Below are 15,066 nucleotides of genomic sequence, written 5' to 3' on the forward strand. Positions count from 1 at the left end.
GGCGAGAACGGTCAAAAAGGCAAAGTCGTACGATGAGCCACCCGAAGCAAGAGTTGCTCCTCGTTCAGAGCATTGGGATGGTGAGAATCTCGACGGGGATCGATGACTCATCCGCGCGACTAAGCGCGAGAATTCCGAATGGCACAGTTCACGAATCTGTGCGGCCCGAATACTCCGCGATTGACTGGATCCAGTCGTTGATCTCCGCTTCCACCCACACGGCGCATTTCGGGCCAAGCGATCGCGATTTCGGAAACCTGCCCTCGCTCATACGCTGATAAATGGCAGAGCGCTTCATTCCCACTCGCGCCATCACCTCTGGCAAACGCAGGAGACGGGCAGGCAAAGTTGCCGCTTCCTCACAGGGGGAGGATGAGACTTTGTTCTGGGGAGCAGCCGTCATTGTTCATTCCTGTCTTGGTAAAGCTCGGTCCCCTCCGAGGCTTCGGATCATCGTGGCAACGACATCGCTATGTCACGGTTGGCAAAGTCGTCGATGTGCTTGGCCAGCATGCGCGCGACGAGCTGTGAAGTGCCATTCGCCCAGCGTGGCCTCAAATCCGCGACCCTGCGACCTAAGGTTCGATCAAGGTGGCCCGGCAAGGCGCTGAAGAATTCCTCGAGAAACTCGCCCATCTCGCTGCGCATCCACTCGCACGCCAAATCTTCTTGCCCGGCGAGGGCGAGGATCATGCTGGCGCGGGGGAAAGCCCCGCAAACGACGAGAATGCAAGCGGCTTCATCAAGCCCTATCGGCCGTTCGCCGCGCATGACCCGCAGCAATGTCTCCCTGTGCATGCCGACCTCGCGGGCGACCTGGTGTTTCGGTTTGTCAGCCGCTTCAACAGCGTGAGCGAGGATGCGTGCGAGGCTGTGATTAGCCTGGCCGGTCGTTGATGGGGTTGGGTGCATGGCCGATTCTCCTCATTGGCAGGGATGAGTCGCAGCCATATCCCGTTCCCCCGCATGTAGGAAAATGAAAAGAACATATACGGAACTTCTCGTTTGTAGGCGAATCATTCCCAGACGATGAGTCGCCGGAGATCGTCGACGCAGATGACGGACTTCGTCGCCAGAACATTCCACATATTCCGCCATTTGATGCGGTAATCACCGGCAGTGCTGATTTGATCTGTCCGCATCAGTCCGCGTTCCGGGCGTTTGCACCTCCCGATCTTTCCTACACCGATTTCCTAGATGCATGTGGAAGGCACAGCGAACGAAAGGACGCTGTGTTCCCCCCTCCAGACGGAGCTCCATATGCAGTCCCTCACCCTCCCCCGGCGCATCGGCGCGAACGGCTTTGGCAAGGCCGTCAACTTTGCCATCCCGGTCGCGCTCGCCGCTCTTGCCGCGAGCGCAGCTTACGCAGGCGCCGACACGACGTTCACCCCGGCACTGACCAAGTTCACCGACTTTCTCGAAGGCTCGGGCGGCAAGATCATCACCGTGCTCAGTCTCGCCGGCGGTCTCATCGGCCTCGCCTCGGGCCGGTTCTCGCTCGGACAGGTCGCGGTTCCGGTCGGCGTCGGCATCGGCGTCGGCACGGGTGTCCCGATCGTCACTTCGGTCGTGACCGCGGTCATCTGACGGTCGGGCACGGGAAGGCGCGTCTTCATGGCGGACCCATACATCATTCCTCGTCGGCTCGACGACCCGGAGCTCATCGGCTTCTGGACCATCGACGAGTTCGCCGGGATGATCGTCCCCTTCACCTGGGGGATCCTCAGCCAGCATATCTTCATCGGCATCGTTGTCGCCTTCGGCGCCTGGTTCGCGCTGCGAAAGGCAAAAGCAGGACGCGCCAGCTCCTGGGTAGCCCATGCCGCATATTGGTATCTGCCGGCCGGATTTCTGGGTCTCAGGTCGACGCCGCCTTCCCACTGCCGTCTGCTTGCCGGTTGAGGGGAGAAACCCATGTTTGCCGACATTTCACACGAGCGCCAGCAATCGCTGCTGCGCCAGCGTAATCTCCTGGCCTTGACCAGCACGGGACTTGGGTTTGCCTTGGTCATCGCGACCAGCCTTGCCGCGACCCGCGACCGCGAGGTCGTGCTGCTTCCGACGTTGCCCAAGCAACTGACCGTGACCAGCGCCGGCGTGCAGGCCGAATATCTCGAGCTCGTCACCCGTGACACCGCGCTCATTCTCCTGAACCGGAGCCCAGAAGGCCTCGACTATTGGATGAACGAAATCCTGAAGCTTGCCGATCCGGCCAGCTACGGGGGTCTCAAGGCTGACCTCGTTCGCATCGTCGAGGAGCAGCGCGGTTCGGATGTCACCCAGGCGTTCGTCATTCGCTCGATGAAGGTGGACCCGAAGGGACTGACGTCGGACGTGACTGGCACGCTCAAGACGTTTGTTGGCGCTCAGGTCATCGCCAGCGACGAGCGCCGCTTCCGCTTCAACTGGACCTACCGAGGACTGCGCCTCGCGCTGTCGGGTTTCGTCCAACTCCCCAACCAAGACAAAGCCAAGGAGGCCCAGTGATGGCTTACCGAACCCAGAGGCGTGCGCGAGCCGCCCTGCATGGTCTTGCGGCGATCGCCGCATGCGTCGCCGGGCCGGCCTTCGCCGACCAGTTCAAGCAAGCCGCCGATGGCGCTGGCATCGAGTGCGTGGTCTCGGCCCGCGAACTCACGCGCTTCGCCCTGGTCGACGATCAGTTCGCCAGCGTGTCGAAGATATCGACGGGCACACCGTACAACGACTTCGCGGTCACCAACGAACCGCTGCGCGGCGACATCTACGTATCGGTCCCAGAGACCTACGCGGCGAGGTCAATCAGCTTCTTTGCCACGACCAAGAAGGGATTCGTCTACAAGATTGCCTGCCAGGTCGAGAGCATCCCTGCGGCTCAGGTTTTCATCACCAATCCGTCAATCGCCAAGAATGACGCGGCCCGCTGGGAAGCCGAGACCCCGCTCGCCACGAGCGCGGTTCGCCTTGTCCAGGCGATGGCCAACGATCGGACCATCGAAGGCTTCGAGGTACGGCAGTCCTCGGCCGTGCCCGCCCGCATCGGCGACATCGAGGTCCAGCTCGTCGCCGACTATCGGGGCGCCAGCCTCGCCGGGAAGGTCATCCGGGTCACCAACCGCGGATCCAAACGGCTGAACCTCTCCGAGCGCGACCTTGCGCCGAAGGACAGCCTGGCCGTCTCGATCGCCAATCCGGCGCTCGACCCCGGCTCCAGCACGACCGCCTTCGTGGTCGGCATGAACGGGGAGAGCAGCCATGACTGACACGCACGACCTTCAGCCTCCCCTGCAGGCCGAACCTGCTTCGCCGTCGGAAGCGGCCGGTCTCAACGCCCGAACCGCCAAACGGCAGAAGCTGCTTCTCGCCTCCATCGGCGCGATTGCCCTGGCCGGCGGCAGTTGGCTCATCTTGGGCAGTGACGACAAGGCGAAGTCGAACGATCCCGACGCGGCCCGTACCATCGACACGGCCGGGCTCGTCAACCGCGATCTCTCGCAGCGCGAATTTGTCGCCACCTATGGAAACCGCCTCGACGCGGTGACGCGCGAGCAGAAGGCGCTCAAGGACGCGGCTGTCCCACGAAACGAGGTCGAGGCCCAGCTCGCTGCTCTCAAAGCGGAGAACCAGGCCATGCGGGTCGATGGTCAGGCCGCGATCGACGCGATCTCGGCCGAGAATGCGGACCTCAAATCCCGGCTTGCTGCGCAAGGTTCCGCCCCGGCACCGTCTTCCACCGCGCCGGCATACGGACCGCAGGCGGGCGGGTATGACGCGCGTGGCCGCACTGTGCTCCCGCCGCAGGCCGGAGCAGCCGCCGTGGCTGGCGGGGAGACGACCGTCCCTGCCCCCGGCGAAGTGAAGCTGATGAGCTTTGCTTCGGACAAGGCGAACACCGGCGGCCTGAAGGCAACCAGACCAGAAGCGCCGCCGGTTGTGGTCGAGGACTCGCCCGACTATCTGCCGCCGAACTCCTACGCATCGGCGCGCGTGATTGTCGGCGTCGATGCCTCTGCTGGGGTTGCAAGCCAGACCGATCCCCTTCCGGTGGTCTTGAGGATCACCGGGCCGGCGCGATCGGTCCTGCAAAACGGCAAGGTACTGACAACCCGGATCCAGGGCTGCGTGGTCAACGGCGCGGCGCGCGGAGATCTCTCGTCGGAGAAGGTCTACGTCAAGCTCGCCCGCATGACCTGCGATCAGCCTGGCGGGCGCGTCGCCGTGAGCGAGGTCAAAGGCTTCATCAGCTTTGCCGGCAAGTCCGGGGTGCGCGGGCGTGTCGTGAGCCGCGAGGGCAATCTCGTGACACAGGCGCTGCTCGCCGGGATCGTCGGCGGGTTCGGGCGCGGCTTTTCCGCCAACGCCAATTCGACCTTCTCCGCGACGCGCACCAATCCCGACGGCAGCCGGTCGAAACTCTCCGCCGGCGACATTGTCGGCGGAGGGTTCGGCCAGGGCGCGGCAGATGCCGCCGATACGGTCAGCAAATACCTGATCGAACGCGCCGAACAGTACCAGCCCGTGGTCGAGATGCCGACCGGCATCGATGTCGAAATCGTCTTTCTCGACGGCGTTTACGTGAGGAACTCCCGATGATTGAAGCCCCCAAGCAAGGGCGAAGCCGCTGGCTTCGTCCCGCGGCAGGCATTGCCGCTCTGATCACCCTGTCCGCCGCCACCGGCTGGGGCGTGGCCAGTCTCGCCTCCCCTGCCAGCGGACCCGATACCGCCAAGGTGCGCGCAGCGCTCAAGCTGCGCCTTCCCAAGACGCCGATCGACGCCATCACCTGCAAGGGGCTTGGCGGCCTGTGCGAGGTCGCCTCGAAGTCGACGCTCTTCTACGTCGACCGCGCGGCCAAATATCTGGTTATTGGGCGGGTCTATGACATGGAGGCGCGCCAAGACCTGACGGCTGCCCGTCTGCTGGCGCTTAATCCCGACCTCCTCGCAGCAGGCGCAGCCCGGCGTTCAGGCGGGGAGGATGCCCCTCCCCCGCAGCGCGCGAGCGTTCCGGCGCGCGTTTCGCTTGGCCAACTTCCGGCCAGCGGCGCGATTTCCTGGGGACCGGCCAATGGTCCGAGGGTGGTCGTCTTTTCCGATTTCCACTGCGGCTACTGCAAGAAGCTCGAAGCCGAATTGAAGGCGATCGGCGCGCGGGTCGAGGAACGACCGATTTCGATCTTCGGGGCGGAAAGCCGCAAGGACTCCGAGCGCGTGATCTGCGCGGCCCGGCCGGAAATTGCGCTCCATATGGCCTATTCGGGGCTGGCGCTCGCCAATCCCAAGCCGTGCGATACCAGCGGCCTCGACGCCAACGAAGCTTTCGCGAAGGCGCACGGCTTTGGCGGCACGCCGGTCATTGTCCGCCCATCCGATGGCGCGGTCCTCGAAGGCTTCCGCCCCGCGGCGGCACTGCGCGCCTTCCTCTCCGGCGCCCCCACCCCCGATTCCGGAAAGGACAAAACCCATGGCTAATCCCATGCGCCTAGCCGCGTGCGTCTGCCTCGCTGCCCTGGTGAGCGGCTGCGCCACCTTAGGCACCAACGTCAAAGGCGATTTCACCTGCCGTGCGCCCAAGGGCGACTGCGCCCCCTCCCACGTGATCGATGCGCGTGCCACCACCGAAATCGATAGCGCGGCAGCGTCTACCGAGCTGGCCCGGGTGCGAGCAGGGGTCGCCGCAGGCGATACGTCGCGTACGTCCGAGCGCACGCTCAAGATCGTGTTTCCGGCGCATGTCGATGAGGCGGGAACGCTGCACGACGAAGCCGTCGCCTGGGCCGTCATCGAAAATCCGCGCTGGGCGGCCGAGCTGCGGCGCAGGCCCGGCGACGATGCCGCACCGCCGCTCATGCGCGAGCTGCGGCGAAAGCTCAAATCGGCGCAGCAAAGGACGGAGGCCATTGCCGATGATGCGCCGTCAAACATGATCGAGGAGTCCGAGCCGGCGCGCGGAGCATCCGATGCCGTGCCAGACGCCTCGCCCTTTTCACTCGCCGCTCCTCCCGCCCCCGACACGCAAGTTGCCTCGCCGCCGGTCCTCCCCTCCACGGCGCGCGAGGCCATTGCCGGTGCCAAGGCGCCGGCGGTCGAGGGGTTCGACGTGCTGCCCCCGCATGATCGAACCCCTCGGCCTCTTGTCCAGGGGACGCCCCCGAATTTCCCGAGCATCGAGGCGATCGAAGCCGCCAAGGCAGCAGCGGCCAAGGCCGCGCCCAACAAGGATCACAGGTGATGGCCGAGAAACTGAAGTCGATTGTCGACCGGGTCCTCTCGGGTCTGCTGGGCGATGCGGAGCATGCCGAAAAGGGCCGCCCCCAGCTGATGCTCGACATGCTGTCGGACTGGCTTCCCTACCGGGTCTACGATCCCCAGAGCCGGCTCTATTTCAACGCGCGGTCGAAGGGCTTCATCCTTTCGGTGACCCCGTTGATCGGCGCCGACGAACGGACCGGCGAGATCCTGGGGCAGTTTTTCTCCGAGGGGCTGCCCGCGGGCGCTTGCCTCCAGGTGCTGCATCTTGCCAGCCCTCGCATCAGCCGGATCGTCGCTCCCTGGTTTGCACCGCGCTACGTCCAGGGCGGCGTCTATGAAGCGATCGCCCGGCACCGCGCAAAGCGGCTCTACAGTCTCGTCTGGCAGTCGGGCTCGAGCGATGCCCCGTTCCATGCCCGCCATCACCAGGTGATCGTGTCGGTCGGCGTTCCCGCCGCAAAGGCGACGAGCAACGAGGATCTCAAGCACACCCGCGACGGCCTGATCGCGATGCTCAAGTCCCTGAACCTCGGTGTGGCCGAAGTGGGTCCGCAGGAACTCATCGCGGTGATCGACGATCTGACCTCGCCGACAACCGCACCGCAGGACGATGCGGTTCCCTACAATCCCAACGACCCGATTGCTGCCCAAGCCATCCGTCACGATATCGAACTCGTCGTCCACGAGGACCGGATGCAGCTCCGCACCGAGCGGTTCCGACCCACTGGCAAGGTCAACGACGGCGTGCCCGAGATCGGCACCGTCTATCCCGACGCCTTCGACGTGCGGCACTATGCGTCGCGCAACATGCCGCAGCGATGGGCGCCGTGGGAATGCGCGCGGCTGATCGGCGACCTCTTCACCGACAAGCTGCGTTTCCCATGTCCCACCGCGACCATGCTTTGCCTGGTCTATCCCGATCAGGAAGCCGCTGCGGCAAAGGCTGGATTCAAGTTCATGCGCACGACGAGCCTTTCCGGCACGCGCAGCGCCCGTTTCCTGCCGCGCATCGGCGAGCAGGCAGCCGAGTGGCAGCATGTACAGTCCGAGCTCCAGGAAGGGCGCCGGCTTGTCCGGGTCTTCTACGGCCTGACGGCCTTCTCGCCGCTTGGATCGGGCGACCGGCACGAGCGGGCCATCAAGTCGATCTACAAGGCTGCCGGCTGGGATCTCGCCGACGAGCGCTATCTCCAGGTCCAGGGTTTGCTGGCAGCCATGCCGTTGACGCTGGCCGACGGGCTTGGCGCGGATATGGAGCGGCTAAAGCGGTTCAAGACGGTGCTGTCGACGACGGCCGCCAACATCGCCCCGATGCAGGGCGAATATCTGGGCAGTGCTCATCCGCATCTGCTCTTCGTCGGACGCCGGGGCCAGCCCTTCTTCTGGTCGCCGTTCGAGAATGATGCCGGGAACCACAATGTCGCGATCTGCGGCAAGTCGGGCTCGGGCAAATCGGTGCTGCTCCAGGAGATGTGCGCAGCGCTGCGCGGGGCGGGCGCGCAGGTGGTGGTCATCGACGATGGCCGCAGCTTCGAGCATTCGGTCAAGCTTCAGGGCGGACGCTTCGTCGAGTTCACGATGAAGGCGGGCTTCTGCCTCAATCCCTTCTCGATGATCGATGCCACGCGAGCTCAGGCCGACGAGGATTACCGCCTCGACTGCTTCGGGATGATCAAGGCCATCGTCGGTCAGATGGCCCGGCACTCCGCCCGCCTCAACGATACCGAACGCGGCCTCATCGACCGGGCGGTCAATTCCGTGTGGAACGAACATGGCGCCGATGCGAGCATCACCGCCGTAGGCGATGCGCTTGTGGCGCTCGGCAGCGAGGCCGCCGCGGATCTCGCGACGGCTCTCGCTCCGTTCATGGCCGGCGGGACCTACGGAGCCTTCTTCGAGGGGCAGGCCAGCCTCGACCTCGATGCCGATTTCACGGTCTTCGAGATGTCGGACCTCGCGAGCCGGGAGGAACTGCGCGCGGTTGTGCTGTCCGCCATCATGTTCATGACCAGCCAGGCGATGACCCGCAGCCCTCGCTCGGTTCGGAAGCTGCTGCTGATCGACGAGGCGTGGTCGATGCTGAAGGGCGGCTCGATGGGCGAGTTTGTCGAGACCTATGCCCGCACCTGCCGCAAATACGGCGGGGCGCTCGCCACCGCGACCCAATCGCTCAACGACTATTACAAGTCCGATGGCGCGACCGCCGCACTCGAAAACAGCGACTGGATGCTGATCCTCCAGCAGAAGCCGGAGACCATCGCCGACTTCAAGGCATCGAAGCGCCTCGACATGGACGACCGGACCGAGACCTTGATCCGCAGCCTCAAGCGCTCGGGCAACGACTATTCGGAAGTGTTCATCAAGGGGCCGGAAACCGAGGCGATCGGCCGACTCGTCCTCGACGACTATTCGGCGACGCTCTTTTCGAGCTCTCCGCAGACCTTTGCCGCGATCGACGCCGAGATCGCCCGAGGCCACCAGCTCGCCGACGCGATCGAGCGGATCGCCTTCGCCAATCGCTCCTGAAATCTCCCTTTATTAAAGGATTTTGTTTCCATGCCTCTTCATGTCGTCACTCCCTTCGATCGGGCTCACGAACCCCAGCTGGACGAAGACCTCGATCTTCCGCCCGGGCCCACCTGGCGCCGGCACGCCGCGGATACCTGCTTCATCCTCATCAAGGCCGGCGGATTCCTGGCCTCGACCTATCTGATGACGCTTGGCCTGCCGCTGCTCTTCGTCCTGATGATTTCGGGCGGCAGCGTGGACGTGTTTTTCGCGCAGATCGCCAATCTGGCCGACCGCTTTCTGTCGGCCGATGCCGCTCGCCAGTCCGGCTTCGTCGAAGAACTGAAGTTCGGTCTCATCGGTCTCGCCACCCTGATGGCGATCTGGCGCATGCCGCGCTTCCTCAATGAGGTCGCCGACGGACTCCGGGAGGAAGAGCTGTGAAGAACATTCTGGCAACATCAAGTATTTCGAGGCGGTTTTCGGGGCTCAACCTAACTGCGATTGCGCTTGCGTTGAGCATGCTCGGTTCAACCCTCTGGGGCGTCTGGGCGACCCAAGCACTCCTCGATCTGCGCAAGCGCGAGGTCGTGACGGTGCAACTGAGCCGCATCATGGGCGACTTCATCGAAGCCGAAGCTCGCGCGGGGCGGACGCCGGAAGAAACCAAGCAGCGGGTGCAAGCCTACCTCCAGGCGGTCGAGGCATCCGTCCAGCGCCTGGCGCGCGACGGACGCACGGTCCTGGTCGCCGAAGCTGTGGTTGCCGGCAGCACCCCCGACCTCACCGAAACCGTGCGCGTCGATGTCGAGCGCCGGATGGGAGCCATTCCCGATGCGCGCCGCTGATATCATCCTCAGATCCCAGACATGGCGCCGCGTAGCGCTCTGGAGTGGTCTCGGCGCCGGGGCATTCGCGCTCTCGTCGCTGGCCGCCTTTGCGGCAGGCCATGCGCTGATGATCAACGCGAGCCCGAGCCTGCCCTACTGGGCGATCTGGCTGGACCGCGGAGCCGCTCCGCAGCGCGGCGATATCATCCTGTTCGATCCGCCAGCCTCGCCGCTCCTCGCGAAGCATTTCGGCAAGGAGCCGAAACCCTTCGGCAAGCGTGTCAGCGGCATGCCGGGTGACGTCGTCACCGAAAAGGACCGCGTCTACTTCGTCAACGGCCGCCAGGTCGCCAAGGCGAAGCTCAAGAGCCGGCGGGGCGAGCCGCTGGCCCTCGGCCCTACCGGCACGGTGCCCAGAGGCTGCTACTTCGTGACGACCGGGCACAAGGACGGCTTCGACAGTCGCTATGCGGCGATCGGTTGGATCTGCCGTCAGCGCATTCTGGGTGTGGGGAGGCCGATCCTGTGACACACCGCCTCCTCGCCCTCGGCCTCCTCCTTGGCTGCACGGTCGGTGCAGTCCCTGCCGCAGCGCGCGACTACGGTCTGCAGGGCGCTGTCTGGCCGGTAATCGAGCCGGATCTGCTTCGACAGATCCACGCACGTCTCCAGCATCTGGAAGCGACCGGCGAGACCGCAAGGCTCAACGAAGAGTTGAAGCGGCGGACCATCGCGCGGGTCAACCGGCCCGAACCTGTCGCCGGCGTGAGCCTGGCCGCGGATACCCGGGTGTGGCGGTTCGATCCGACGATCACGGTCGAACGGGATATCGCCGACGACAAGGGGCGGACCATCATCGCGGCTGGTACGCGGGTCAATCCACTCGACACGGTTCCGCTGCGTGCTCCCCTGGTCTTCCTCGACGGCGATGATCCCGCTCAGCTGGCCTGGGCGAGCCGACGTTTCGGTCCAACCGCCGCGAAGCTGATCCTCGTGCGCGGTGCCCCGCTCGAACTCATGAAGGCCCGCCAGCGCCGCTTCTATTTCGACCAGGGCGGCACCCTCGTGAAGCACTTCGGCATTCGCGCGGTGCCGGCCACCGTCGAGCAGCAGGGCCGCATCCTCATCGTCAAGGAGTTGCCGATCAAGCCGCAGGAGCGAACCCCGTCATGAACAGGAAAAAGGGCATCTTCGCATGGCTTTGCGGCATATTGCTGTTCGCGAGCCTGAGCCTTGCGGTCAGCGCACCCGCTCAAGCCTCCGCAGGGCCGGGCCGCTGCACGGGCAAGTTCGTCAACCCCATCACCGACATATGCTGGTCCTGCCTGTTCCCGATCTCGATCGGCGGCCTGAAGATCTGGCCCTCGAGCCGCCCCGACACGGGTAATCCGGCGCTCCCTGTCTGTCTGTGCGGCCTCAGGCCCGGGATCGCGATGGGTTTTTGGGAGCCGGTCCGGCTTGCCGACGTCAGCATGAAGCCGTGGTGCTTTGTCAATCTGGGTGGGATGAAGCTCGATCCCGGTTTTAACATCGGCTTCAAGTCGATGGCCGGCCCCTCGGCCGTGGGCGGTGCGACGCAGTACAACTCGCAGTGGCACGTCCACTGGTATGCCTATCCGCTGATCTACTGGATGGAGATCGTCGCGGATTTCCTGTGTCTTGAGTCCGGCTCGATCGACATTCTCTATATCACCGAGATCGACCCGCTCTGGCAGGACAGCGAACTCACCGCGATCATCAATCCCGAGGCGGTCCTCTTTGCCAATCCCTTGGCGCTTGCCGCATGTGCCGCCGATTGCGTGGCGGCGACGGCGAAACTGCCAACCGACGAACTGTTCTGGTGCGCCGGCTGCCAGGGGACCATGTACCCGCTCAACGGCAACGTCTCGGCGACGATCGGTCACGTCCAGGCCTCTCGGCTCGCGCTTGCCCGCTTCTCCTACAAGCTTCACCGCGAGCTGGTCGCCTGGGGCACGATGGGCAGCAAAGGTCTTTGCGGCAAATACCTGATGCCGGTGATGCGCAAGCAGCAATACCGCTTTCAGGCCACCAATCCCAATCCGCAGACCAAGGGCCGCTACGCCTGCGCGCCCATTGGCGCTTCCACCACATTCATGTCGGCAGGCCAGGTCTACCCCGCCATCGGCGAGGACATGGGCTATCTGGTCTGGCGCAAGCGGAACTGTTGTGCGCTATGAAGACATTTCCTCATCTGGCTGTAATCGCGTGCATTGCAAGCGTTGCCGCTTTTGCTGGCGCCGCGGCGCAGACCGCAGGATCCGACCTCGATCTGGAGGCGATCCGCGCGCGTGCCGCCGTGCAAGCGGCCGAAGCCGACGCCCTCGCGGCGAATGCCCGTTCCCGCGCCGAAAGGGTGGCCGACGAGGCAAAAACGAGCGCGGCAGACGCTGAGGCCCACGGCAAGCGCTACGTCGAGGAAGCCGCGACGGCCAAACGGCTCGGTCCAGACAGCACCTTCGATTTCGACAAGATGGTCGCCGCCGCGGGCGCGATGACGAGCGAAGGCATGGGTCAAGCGCCCCGGTTCATCGCCTTCGCCAGCACTTCGATGCCACCGACGGCGCTTCGCGCGATGATCGAGGATGTGACTCACGCCGGCGGCGTCGTGGTCTTTCGGGGTTTGCCGCAAAACAGCGCCAAGGCGCTGACCGCCACACTGTCCAAGGTCGCCCGTGAAGGCGAGCAACTGGACGGCGTCGGGATCGATCCTCGGCTGTTCCGCGCTTTCGGAATCGATACCGCTCCGACCTATGTCGTTACCAGCAGCGACTTCGACCTGTGCGACGGATTTGACTGCCAGAGCGAGGTTCCCCCGCACGACCGGATGACCGGCAACGTGACGGCTCACTACGCACTGGAGACCTTCGCGCGCGGCGGCGGCCCCGGAGCGCTGCTCGCCGCCCAACATCTTGCCCGCCTCGAAAGGCCCGTCCCATGAAACGGCTGCTCCCCTTGATTGGTAAGTGGGCCATTGCCTGCCTTGCTGTCACTGCCCTCAACCCGGCCGTACCGCTTCGTGCCCAGACGACGACCGATGCGGCAAAAGCGGACGGCAAGGCCTTCGGCCGCGACAAGGCCGCCGCAGCACAGGGGGCCGCCACCACCGATCCCGATGCGAGCCGCATCCCCAATTTCGGCGGCGTGCCGAGCCAGTCGGGTTATTTCGACGATCCTGACCGTATGAGCCGGGAGGCCGCCAGTCAGGCGACGTCGAGCACTGGCTACCGGACGATGCGGGACTCAATGGACCGGCGCGCGCGCTTCGCACCGCAGGACCTCGATGCCACCATCGCGCGCAGCAAGGTCATCGGCGGCGACCCACTCTCGTATACCAGCGGGATGGGCATAAGCGGCAGCCAGGGGCGCTGCGTTCCCCTGCCTCCGGGGAGCGGCACCGCCGGCCGGTACATGGCCACCTGCAACACCGGCTATACGGCAACCCAGGAAACGCGGAACTGCCCGGTCGCGCTGGTCGCCAAAGTCGAGCAGCGGCAGGCCTACGGCTATTATTGTTTGCCCGCCTCGGGCGACCCCAACGCGGTTTACGACTGCGCGCGCTACCCCGCGCCGCAATGCCGCCTCGTTCAGTCCATCCCCGTCAACATCTGCGACCCCTCGTTCGGCTGTACGTCGTTTACGATCAACGAAATGAGCTGCACGGCGCCAATCGATGGCGCCACGCCGTACACGGTGACCGGCGAGAACGTCGTCACGACAACCCGCGACGAGAGCCAATGCGCGGGGCTAGCATCAGACAGCACCTGCCAGCAGGACACCGAGAGCTGCACCGACAGCGATCCGGTCACGCGCATCGTCGATGGGGTTTCCGTCACACAGCCATGCTGGGCCTGGTCGCGCAGCTATACCTGTGCGAAGTTCACGCAAGCGCAGGACTGCCAGGCGCTCGAAACTACGCCCGGCTGCAATCTGGTGCGCGAAGACTGCCTGACCGACGAGCCTTGCCGGACCTGGGAGCGCGTCTACGACTGCCCGGTGCCCGACCAGCCGGCGACCACCAATCAGTTCATCTGCGATGGCGATGTCTACTGCATCGACGGGTCGTGCGAGACGATCGAGCGCGAGGCCAATGACGAGTTCAAGGATGCCGTCGTTGCCTTGAACGCGATGAACCAGGCCCGGCGCGAATTCGATCCCGACAATCTCACCCTGTTCAAGGGAACGCGCGAGACCTGCTCATCCAAGGTCTTCGGCGTGCTCAACTGCTGCAAGGGCAAGGGCTTCCCGCTCATCCCGGGCATCCAATTGCTCGTGGCGCTCGGCTGCAGCCGCGAGGAGATGCTGCTTCATCAGAAGGACGCGCAGGGTCTGTGCGCCTACGTCGGCACCTATTGCTCCTCCTCGTTCCTTGGCGTGTGCCTGACCAAGCGGAAGGTCTACTGCTGCTTTGAATCCAAGCTGTCGCGGATCCTCCAGGAGCAGGGTCGCCAGCAGCTGAACAAGCCCTGGGGCAAGCCCAAGACCGAGCAGTGCCTCGGCTTCACCATCGACGAGTTTGCCCGGCTCGACCTCTCGAAAATGGACTTCAGCGAGGTCTATGCCGAGTTCACCGATGCCGCCCGCCTGCCCGACGAACTGCAGGCAACCCAAGAAATCCAGCAGAAGATCGAGGACTATTATGCCCGCGCACGCCAGTAAGGTCAGCCGGCGGTTTCTGGCCGCCAGCCTCGCCTTCACTACCATCTATCCCTTTGTCACCGCTCCAGCGCGGGCCGGGGAGCCGCCGCTCGTCACAACCGATGACAGCCAGGACAGCTTCTACTGCCAGAAGCGCAGGCTCGGATACTGGTTCTATTGTACGCGGCCAAAGCCGCCCCAGCGAGACAACGCGCAGGCGCCGCCAGCGACAAGCGCGACAAGCCAGCTCGACGCGGTCACCGCCGAACTGCGGGAACTCAAGGCGAAGGCGATCCTCGAGCCGACACCGGCCAACGTGACGGCCTACATTCGCTTCCAGCGCGAGCAGCTCGACCGGGCATCACTGTTCAGCGACGTCTGGCAGCGGGCAATCTGGCAGGATCCAGACCTCGATTACACGCTCCAGCGCCCGGTTTCGACGCTGGGCAAGCGACAATGGCAGGACGCGCGCGGTGCGGAACGCAACGCGGTGATGGCGCATCTCTCCGAACGCTACGGCCTGTTCTATTTCTTCGCCCAGAGCTGCGGCGCCTGTGAGGTAATGTCGCCGATCGTGCAAAGCGTCGCCACGACCTGGCATATCACGGTGCGCGCGATCTCGACCGATGGCGGCCCCTCCCGGCACTTCCCGGCTTACACGGTCGAGACCAACCAGCGGAGCCGCATGGGGCTCGAGCCCAAGATCACCCCGGCCGTCGTGCTGTGGGATGCCGCTAAGGGCCAGGCGATACCGATCGGCTACGGCGTGATGTCCGCCGACGAGCTTCAGGACCGCATCTATCTCCTCACTTCGAAGGAAGCCGGACGTGACTACTAGG

Annotated in this window: 18 protein-coding genes; 16 read left to right on the forward strand and 2 right to left on the reverse strand. The window is 64.7% G+C overall.

The features are described 5' to 3' along the window. Positions 1 to 148: 148 nt before the first annotated feature. Positions 149 to 403 carry an AlpA family transcriptional regulator gene (locus HHL27_RS11755; protein WP_206069549.1) on the reverse strand — a complete coding sequence of 85 codons (255 nt, stop codon included), beginning with the start codon at positions 401 to 403 and terminating at the stop codon, positions 149 to 151. Positions 404 to 450: 47 nt separating this feature from the next. Next, entirely contained in the window at positions 451 to 912 is a 462-nt protein-coding gene (locus HHL27_RS11760) for a transcriptional regulator (RefSeq protein ID WP_169493577.1), read from the reverse strand. Between the two features lie 348 nt (positions 913 to 1,260). Between HHL27_RS11760 and HHL27_RS11765 the strand changes: the two genes are divergently transcribed. From HHL27_RS11765 to HHL27_RS11840, 16 genes are read left to right on the forward strand one after another with little or no spacing between them, the layout of a single operon-like run. Next, on the forward strand, positions 1,261 to 1,590 hold the full coding sequence (locus HHL27_RS11765) for a hypothetical protein (protein WP_169493578.1): 330 nt from the start codon (positions 1,261 to 1,263) through the stop codon (positions 1,588 to 1,590). Between the two features lie 27 nt (positions 1,591 to 1,617). Then, positions 1,618 to 1,905 (forward strand): type IV conjugative transfer system protein TraL, encoded by a 288-nt coding sequence (gene traL, locus HHL27_RS11770; protein WP_169493579.1) that lies wholly within the window; start codon positions 1,618 to 1,620, stop codon positions 1,903 to 1,905. A gap of 12 nt (positions 1,906 to 1,917) precedes the next feature. After that, positions 1,918 to 2,490 carry a type IV conjugative transfer system protein TraE gene (locus HHL27_RS11775; protein ID WP_169493580.1) on the forward strand — a complete coding sequence of 191 codons (573 nt, stop codon included), beginning with the start codon at positions 1,918 to 1,920 and terminating at the stop codon, positions 2,488 to 2,490. Continuing rightward, on the forward strand, positions 2,490 to 3,245 hold the full coding sequence (locus HHL27_RS11780) for a type-F conjugative transfer system secretin TraK (RefSeq protein ID WP_169493581.1): 756 nt from the start codon (positions 2,490 to 2,492) through the stop codon (positions 3,243 to 3,245). Before HHL27_RS11775 ends, HHL27_RS11780 begins: the two co-directional genes overlap by 1 nt. Further along, on the forward strand, positions 3,238 to 4,575 hold the full coding sequence (locus tag HHL27_RS11785; protein WP_169493582.1) for a TraB/TrbI/VirB10 family type IV secretion system protein: 1,338 nt from the start codon (positions 3,238 to 3,240) through the stop codon (positions 4,573 to 4,575). Before HHL27_RS11780 ends, HHL27_RS11785 begins: the two co-directional genes overlap by 8 nt. Beyond that, positions 4,572 to 5,453, forward strand: coding sequence for a DsbC family protein (locus tag HHL27_RS11790; RefSeq protein WP_169493583.1), 882 nt, complete (start codon positions 4,572 to 4,574; stop codon positions 5,451 to 5,453). Before HHL27_RS11785 ends, HHL27_RS11790 begins: the two co-directional genes overlap by 4 nt. Further along, a complete protein-coding gene (locus HHL27_RS11795; protein WP_169493584.1) occupies positions 5,446 to 6,213 on the forward strand; it encodes a conjugal transfer protein TraV in 768 nt (255 codons plus the stop codon). The genes HHL27_RS11790 and HHL27_RS11795 overlap by 8 nt, the downstream gene beginning before the upstream one ends. After that, the gene (traC, locus tag HHL27_RS11800; protein WP_169493585.1) at positions 6,213 to 8,759 is read left to right on the forward strand and encodes a type IV secretion system protein TraC; all 2,547 of its coding nucleotides are present in this window, start codon (positions 6,213 to 6,215) and stop codon (positions 8,757 to 8,759) included. The genes HHL27_RS11795 and traC overlap by 1 nt, the downstream gene beginning before the upstream one ends. Positions 8,760 to 8,789: 30 nt before the next feature. Continuing rightward, positions 8,790 to 9,185 carry a hypothetical protein gene (locus HHL27_RS11805; RefSeq protein ID WP_169493586.1) on the forward strand — a complete coding sequence of 132 codons (396 nt, stop codon included), beginning with the start codon at positions 8,790 to 8,792 and terminating at the stop codon, positions 9,183 to 9,185. After that, positions 9,182 to 9,589 carry a TrbI F-type domain-containing protein gene (locus HHL27_RS11810; protein ID WP_169493587.1) on the forward strand — a complete coding sequence of 136 codons (408 nt, stop codon included), beginning with the start codon at positions 9,182 to 9,184 and terminating at the stop codon, positions 9,587 to 9,589. Before HHL27_RS11805 ends, HHL27_RS11810 begins: the two co-directional genes overlap by 4 nt. Further along, entirely contained in the window at positions 9,576 to 10,100 is a 525-nt protein-coding gene (locus HHL27_RS11815) for a S26 family signal peptidase (protein WP_169493588.1), read from the forward strand. Before HHL27_RS11810 ends, HHL27_RS11815 begins: the two co-directional genes overlap by 14 nt. Then, positions 10,097 to 10,744: a type-F conjugative transfer system protein TraW gene (traW, locus tag HHL27_RS11820; RefSeq protein WP_169493589.1), complete on the forward strand. Its 648-nt coding sequence runs from the start codon at positions 10,097 to 10,099 to the stop codon at positions 10,742 to 10,744. Before HHL27_RS11815 ends, traW begins: the two co-directional genes overlap by 4 nt. Continuing rightward, entirely contained in the window at positions 10,741 to 11,769 is a 1,029-nt protein-coding gene (traU, locus tag HHL27_RS11825) for a conjugal transfer pilus assembly protein TraU (protein WP_169493590.1), read from the forward strand. The genes traW and traU overlap by 4 nt, the downstream gene beginning before the upstream one ends. Beyond that, positions 11,766 to 12,530 carry a type-F conjugative transfer system pilin assembly protein TrbC gene (gene trbC / locus HHL27_RS11830; RefSeq protein ID WP_169493591.1) on the forward strand — a complete coding sequence of 255 codons (765 nt, stop codon included), beginning with the start codon at positions 11,766 to 11,768 and terminating at the stop codon, positions 12,528 to 12,530. The genes traU and trbC overlap by 4 nt, the downstream gene beginning before the upstream one ends. Beyond that, positions 12,527 to 14,248 (forward strand): conjugal transfer protein TraN, encoded by a 1,722-nt coding sequence (locus HHL27_RS11835; RefSeq protein ID WP_169493592.1) that lies wholly within the window; start codon positions 12,527 to 12,529, stop codon positions 14,246 to 14,248. Before trbC ends, HHL27_RS11835 begins: the two co-directional genes overlap by 4 nt. Next, the gene (locus tag HHL27_RS11840) at positions 14,229 to 15,065 is read left to right on the forward strand and encodes a conjugal transfer protein TraF (protein ID WP_169493593.1); all 837 of its coding nucleotides are present in this window, start codon (positions 14,229 to 14,231) and stop codon (positions 15,063 to 15,065) included. Before HHL27_RS11835 ends, HHL27_RS11840 begins: the two co-directional genes overlap by 20 nt. Position 15,066 lies beyond the last annotated feature (1 nt).

This window comes from Novosphingobium olei (genome assembly GCF_012927405.1).
GTDB classification, from domain to species: Bacteria; Pseudomonadota; Alphaproteobacteria; order Sphingomonadales; family Sphingomonadaceae; genus Novosphingobium; species Novosphingobium olei.

Excerpts from the sequence above, each read along its gene's own strand:
- HHL27_RS11790 (WP_169493583.1), top strand. The coding sequence starts at position 4,572 with ATGATTGAAGCCCCCAAGCAAGGGCGAAGCCGCTGGCTTCGTCCCGCG.
- traC (WP_169493585.1), top strand. The coding sequence starts at position 6,213 with ATGGCCGAGAAACTGAAGTCGATTGTCGACCGGGTCCTCTCGGGTCTG.
- HHL27_RS11785 (WP_169493582.1), top strand. The coding sequence starts at position 3,238 with ATGACTGACACGCACGACCTTCAGCCTCCCCTGCAGGCCGAACCTGCT.
- HHL27_RS11780 (WP_169493581.1), top strand. The coding sequence starts at position 2,490 with ATGGCTTACCGAACCCAGAGGCGTGCGCGAGCCGCCCTGCATGGTCTT.
- HHL27_RS11840 (WP_169493593.1), top strand. The coding sequence starts at position 14,229 with ATGCCCGCGCACGCCAGTAAGGTCAGCCGGCGGTTTCTGGCCGCCAGC.
- HHL27_RS11775 (WP_169493580.1), top strand. The coding sequence starts at position 1,918 with ATGTTTGCCGACATTTCACACGAGCGCCAGCAATCGCTGCTGCGCCAG.
- HHL27_RS11815 (WP_169493588.1), top strand. The coding sequence starts at position 9,576 with ATGCGCGCCGCTGATATCATCCTCAGATCCCAGACATGGCGCCGCGTA.
- traU (WP_169493590.1), top strand. The coding sequence starts at position 10,741 with ATGAACAGGAAAAAGGGCATCTTCGCATGGCTTTGCGGCATATTGCTG.
- trbC (WP_169493591.1), top strand. The coding sequence starts at position 11,766 with ATGAAGACATTTCCTCATCTGGCTGTAATCGCGTGCATTGCAAGCGTT.
- HHL27_RS11755 (WP_206069549.1), bottom strand. The coding sequence starts at position 403 with ATGACGGCTGCTCCCCAGAACAAAGTCTCATCCTCCCCCTGTGAGGAA.
- HHL27_RS11805 (WP_169493586.1), top strand. The coding sequence starts at position 8,790 with ATGCCTCTTCATGTCGTCACTCCCTTCGATCGGGCTCACGAACCCCAG.
- HHL27_RS11795 (WP_169493584.1), top strand. The coding sequence starts at position 5,446 with ATGGCTAATCCCATGCGCCTAGCCGCGTGCGTCTGCCTCGCTGCCCTG.
- HHL27_RS11765 (WP_169493578.1), top strand. The coding sequence starts at position 1,261 with ATGCAGTCCCTCACCCTCCCCCGGCGCATCGGCGCGAACGGCTTTGGC.
- HHL27_RS11835 (WP_169493592.1), top strand. The coding sequence starts at position 12,527 with ATGAAACGGCTGCTCCCCTTGATTGGTAAGTGGGCCATTGCCTGCCTT.
- HHL27_RS11760 (WP_169493577.1), bottom strand. The coding sequence starts at position 912 with ATGCACCCAACCCCATCAACGACCGGCCAGGCTAATCACAGCCTCGCA.
- traL (WP_169493579.1), top strand. The coding sequence starts at position 1,618 with ATGGCGGACCCATACATCATTCCTCGTCGGCTCGACGACCCGGAGCTC.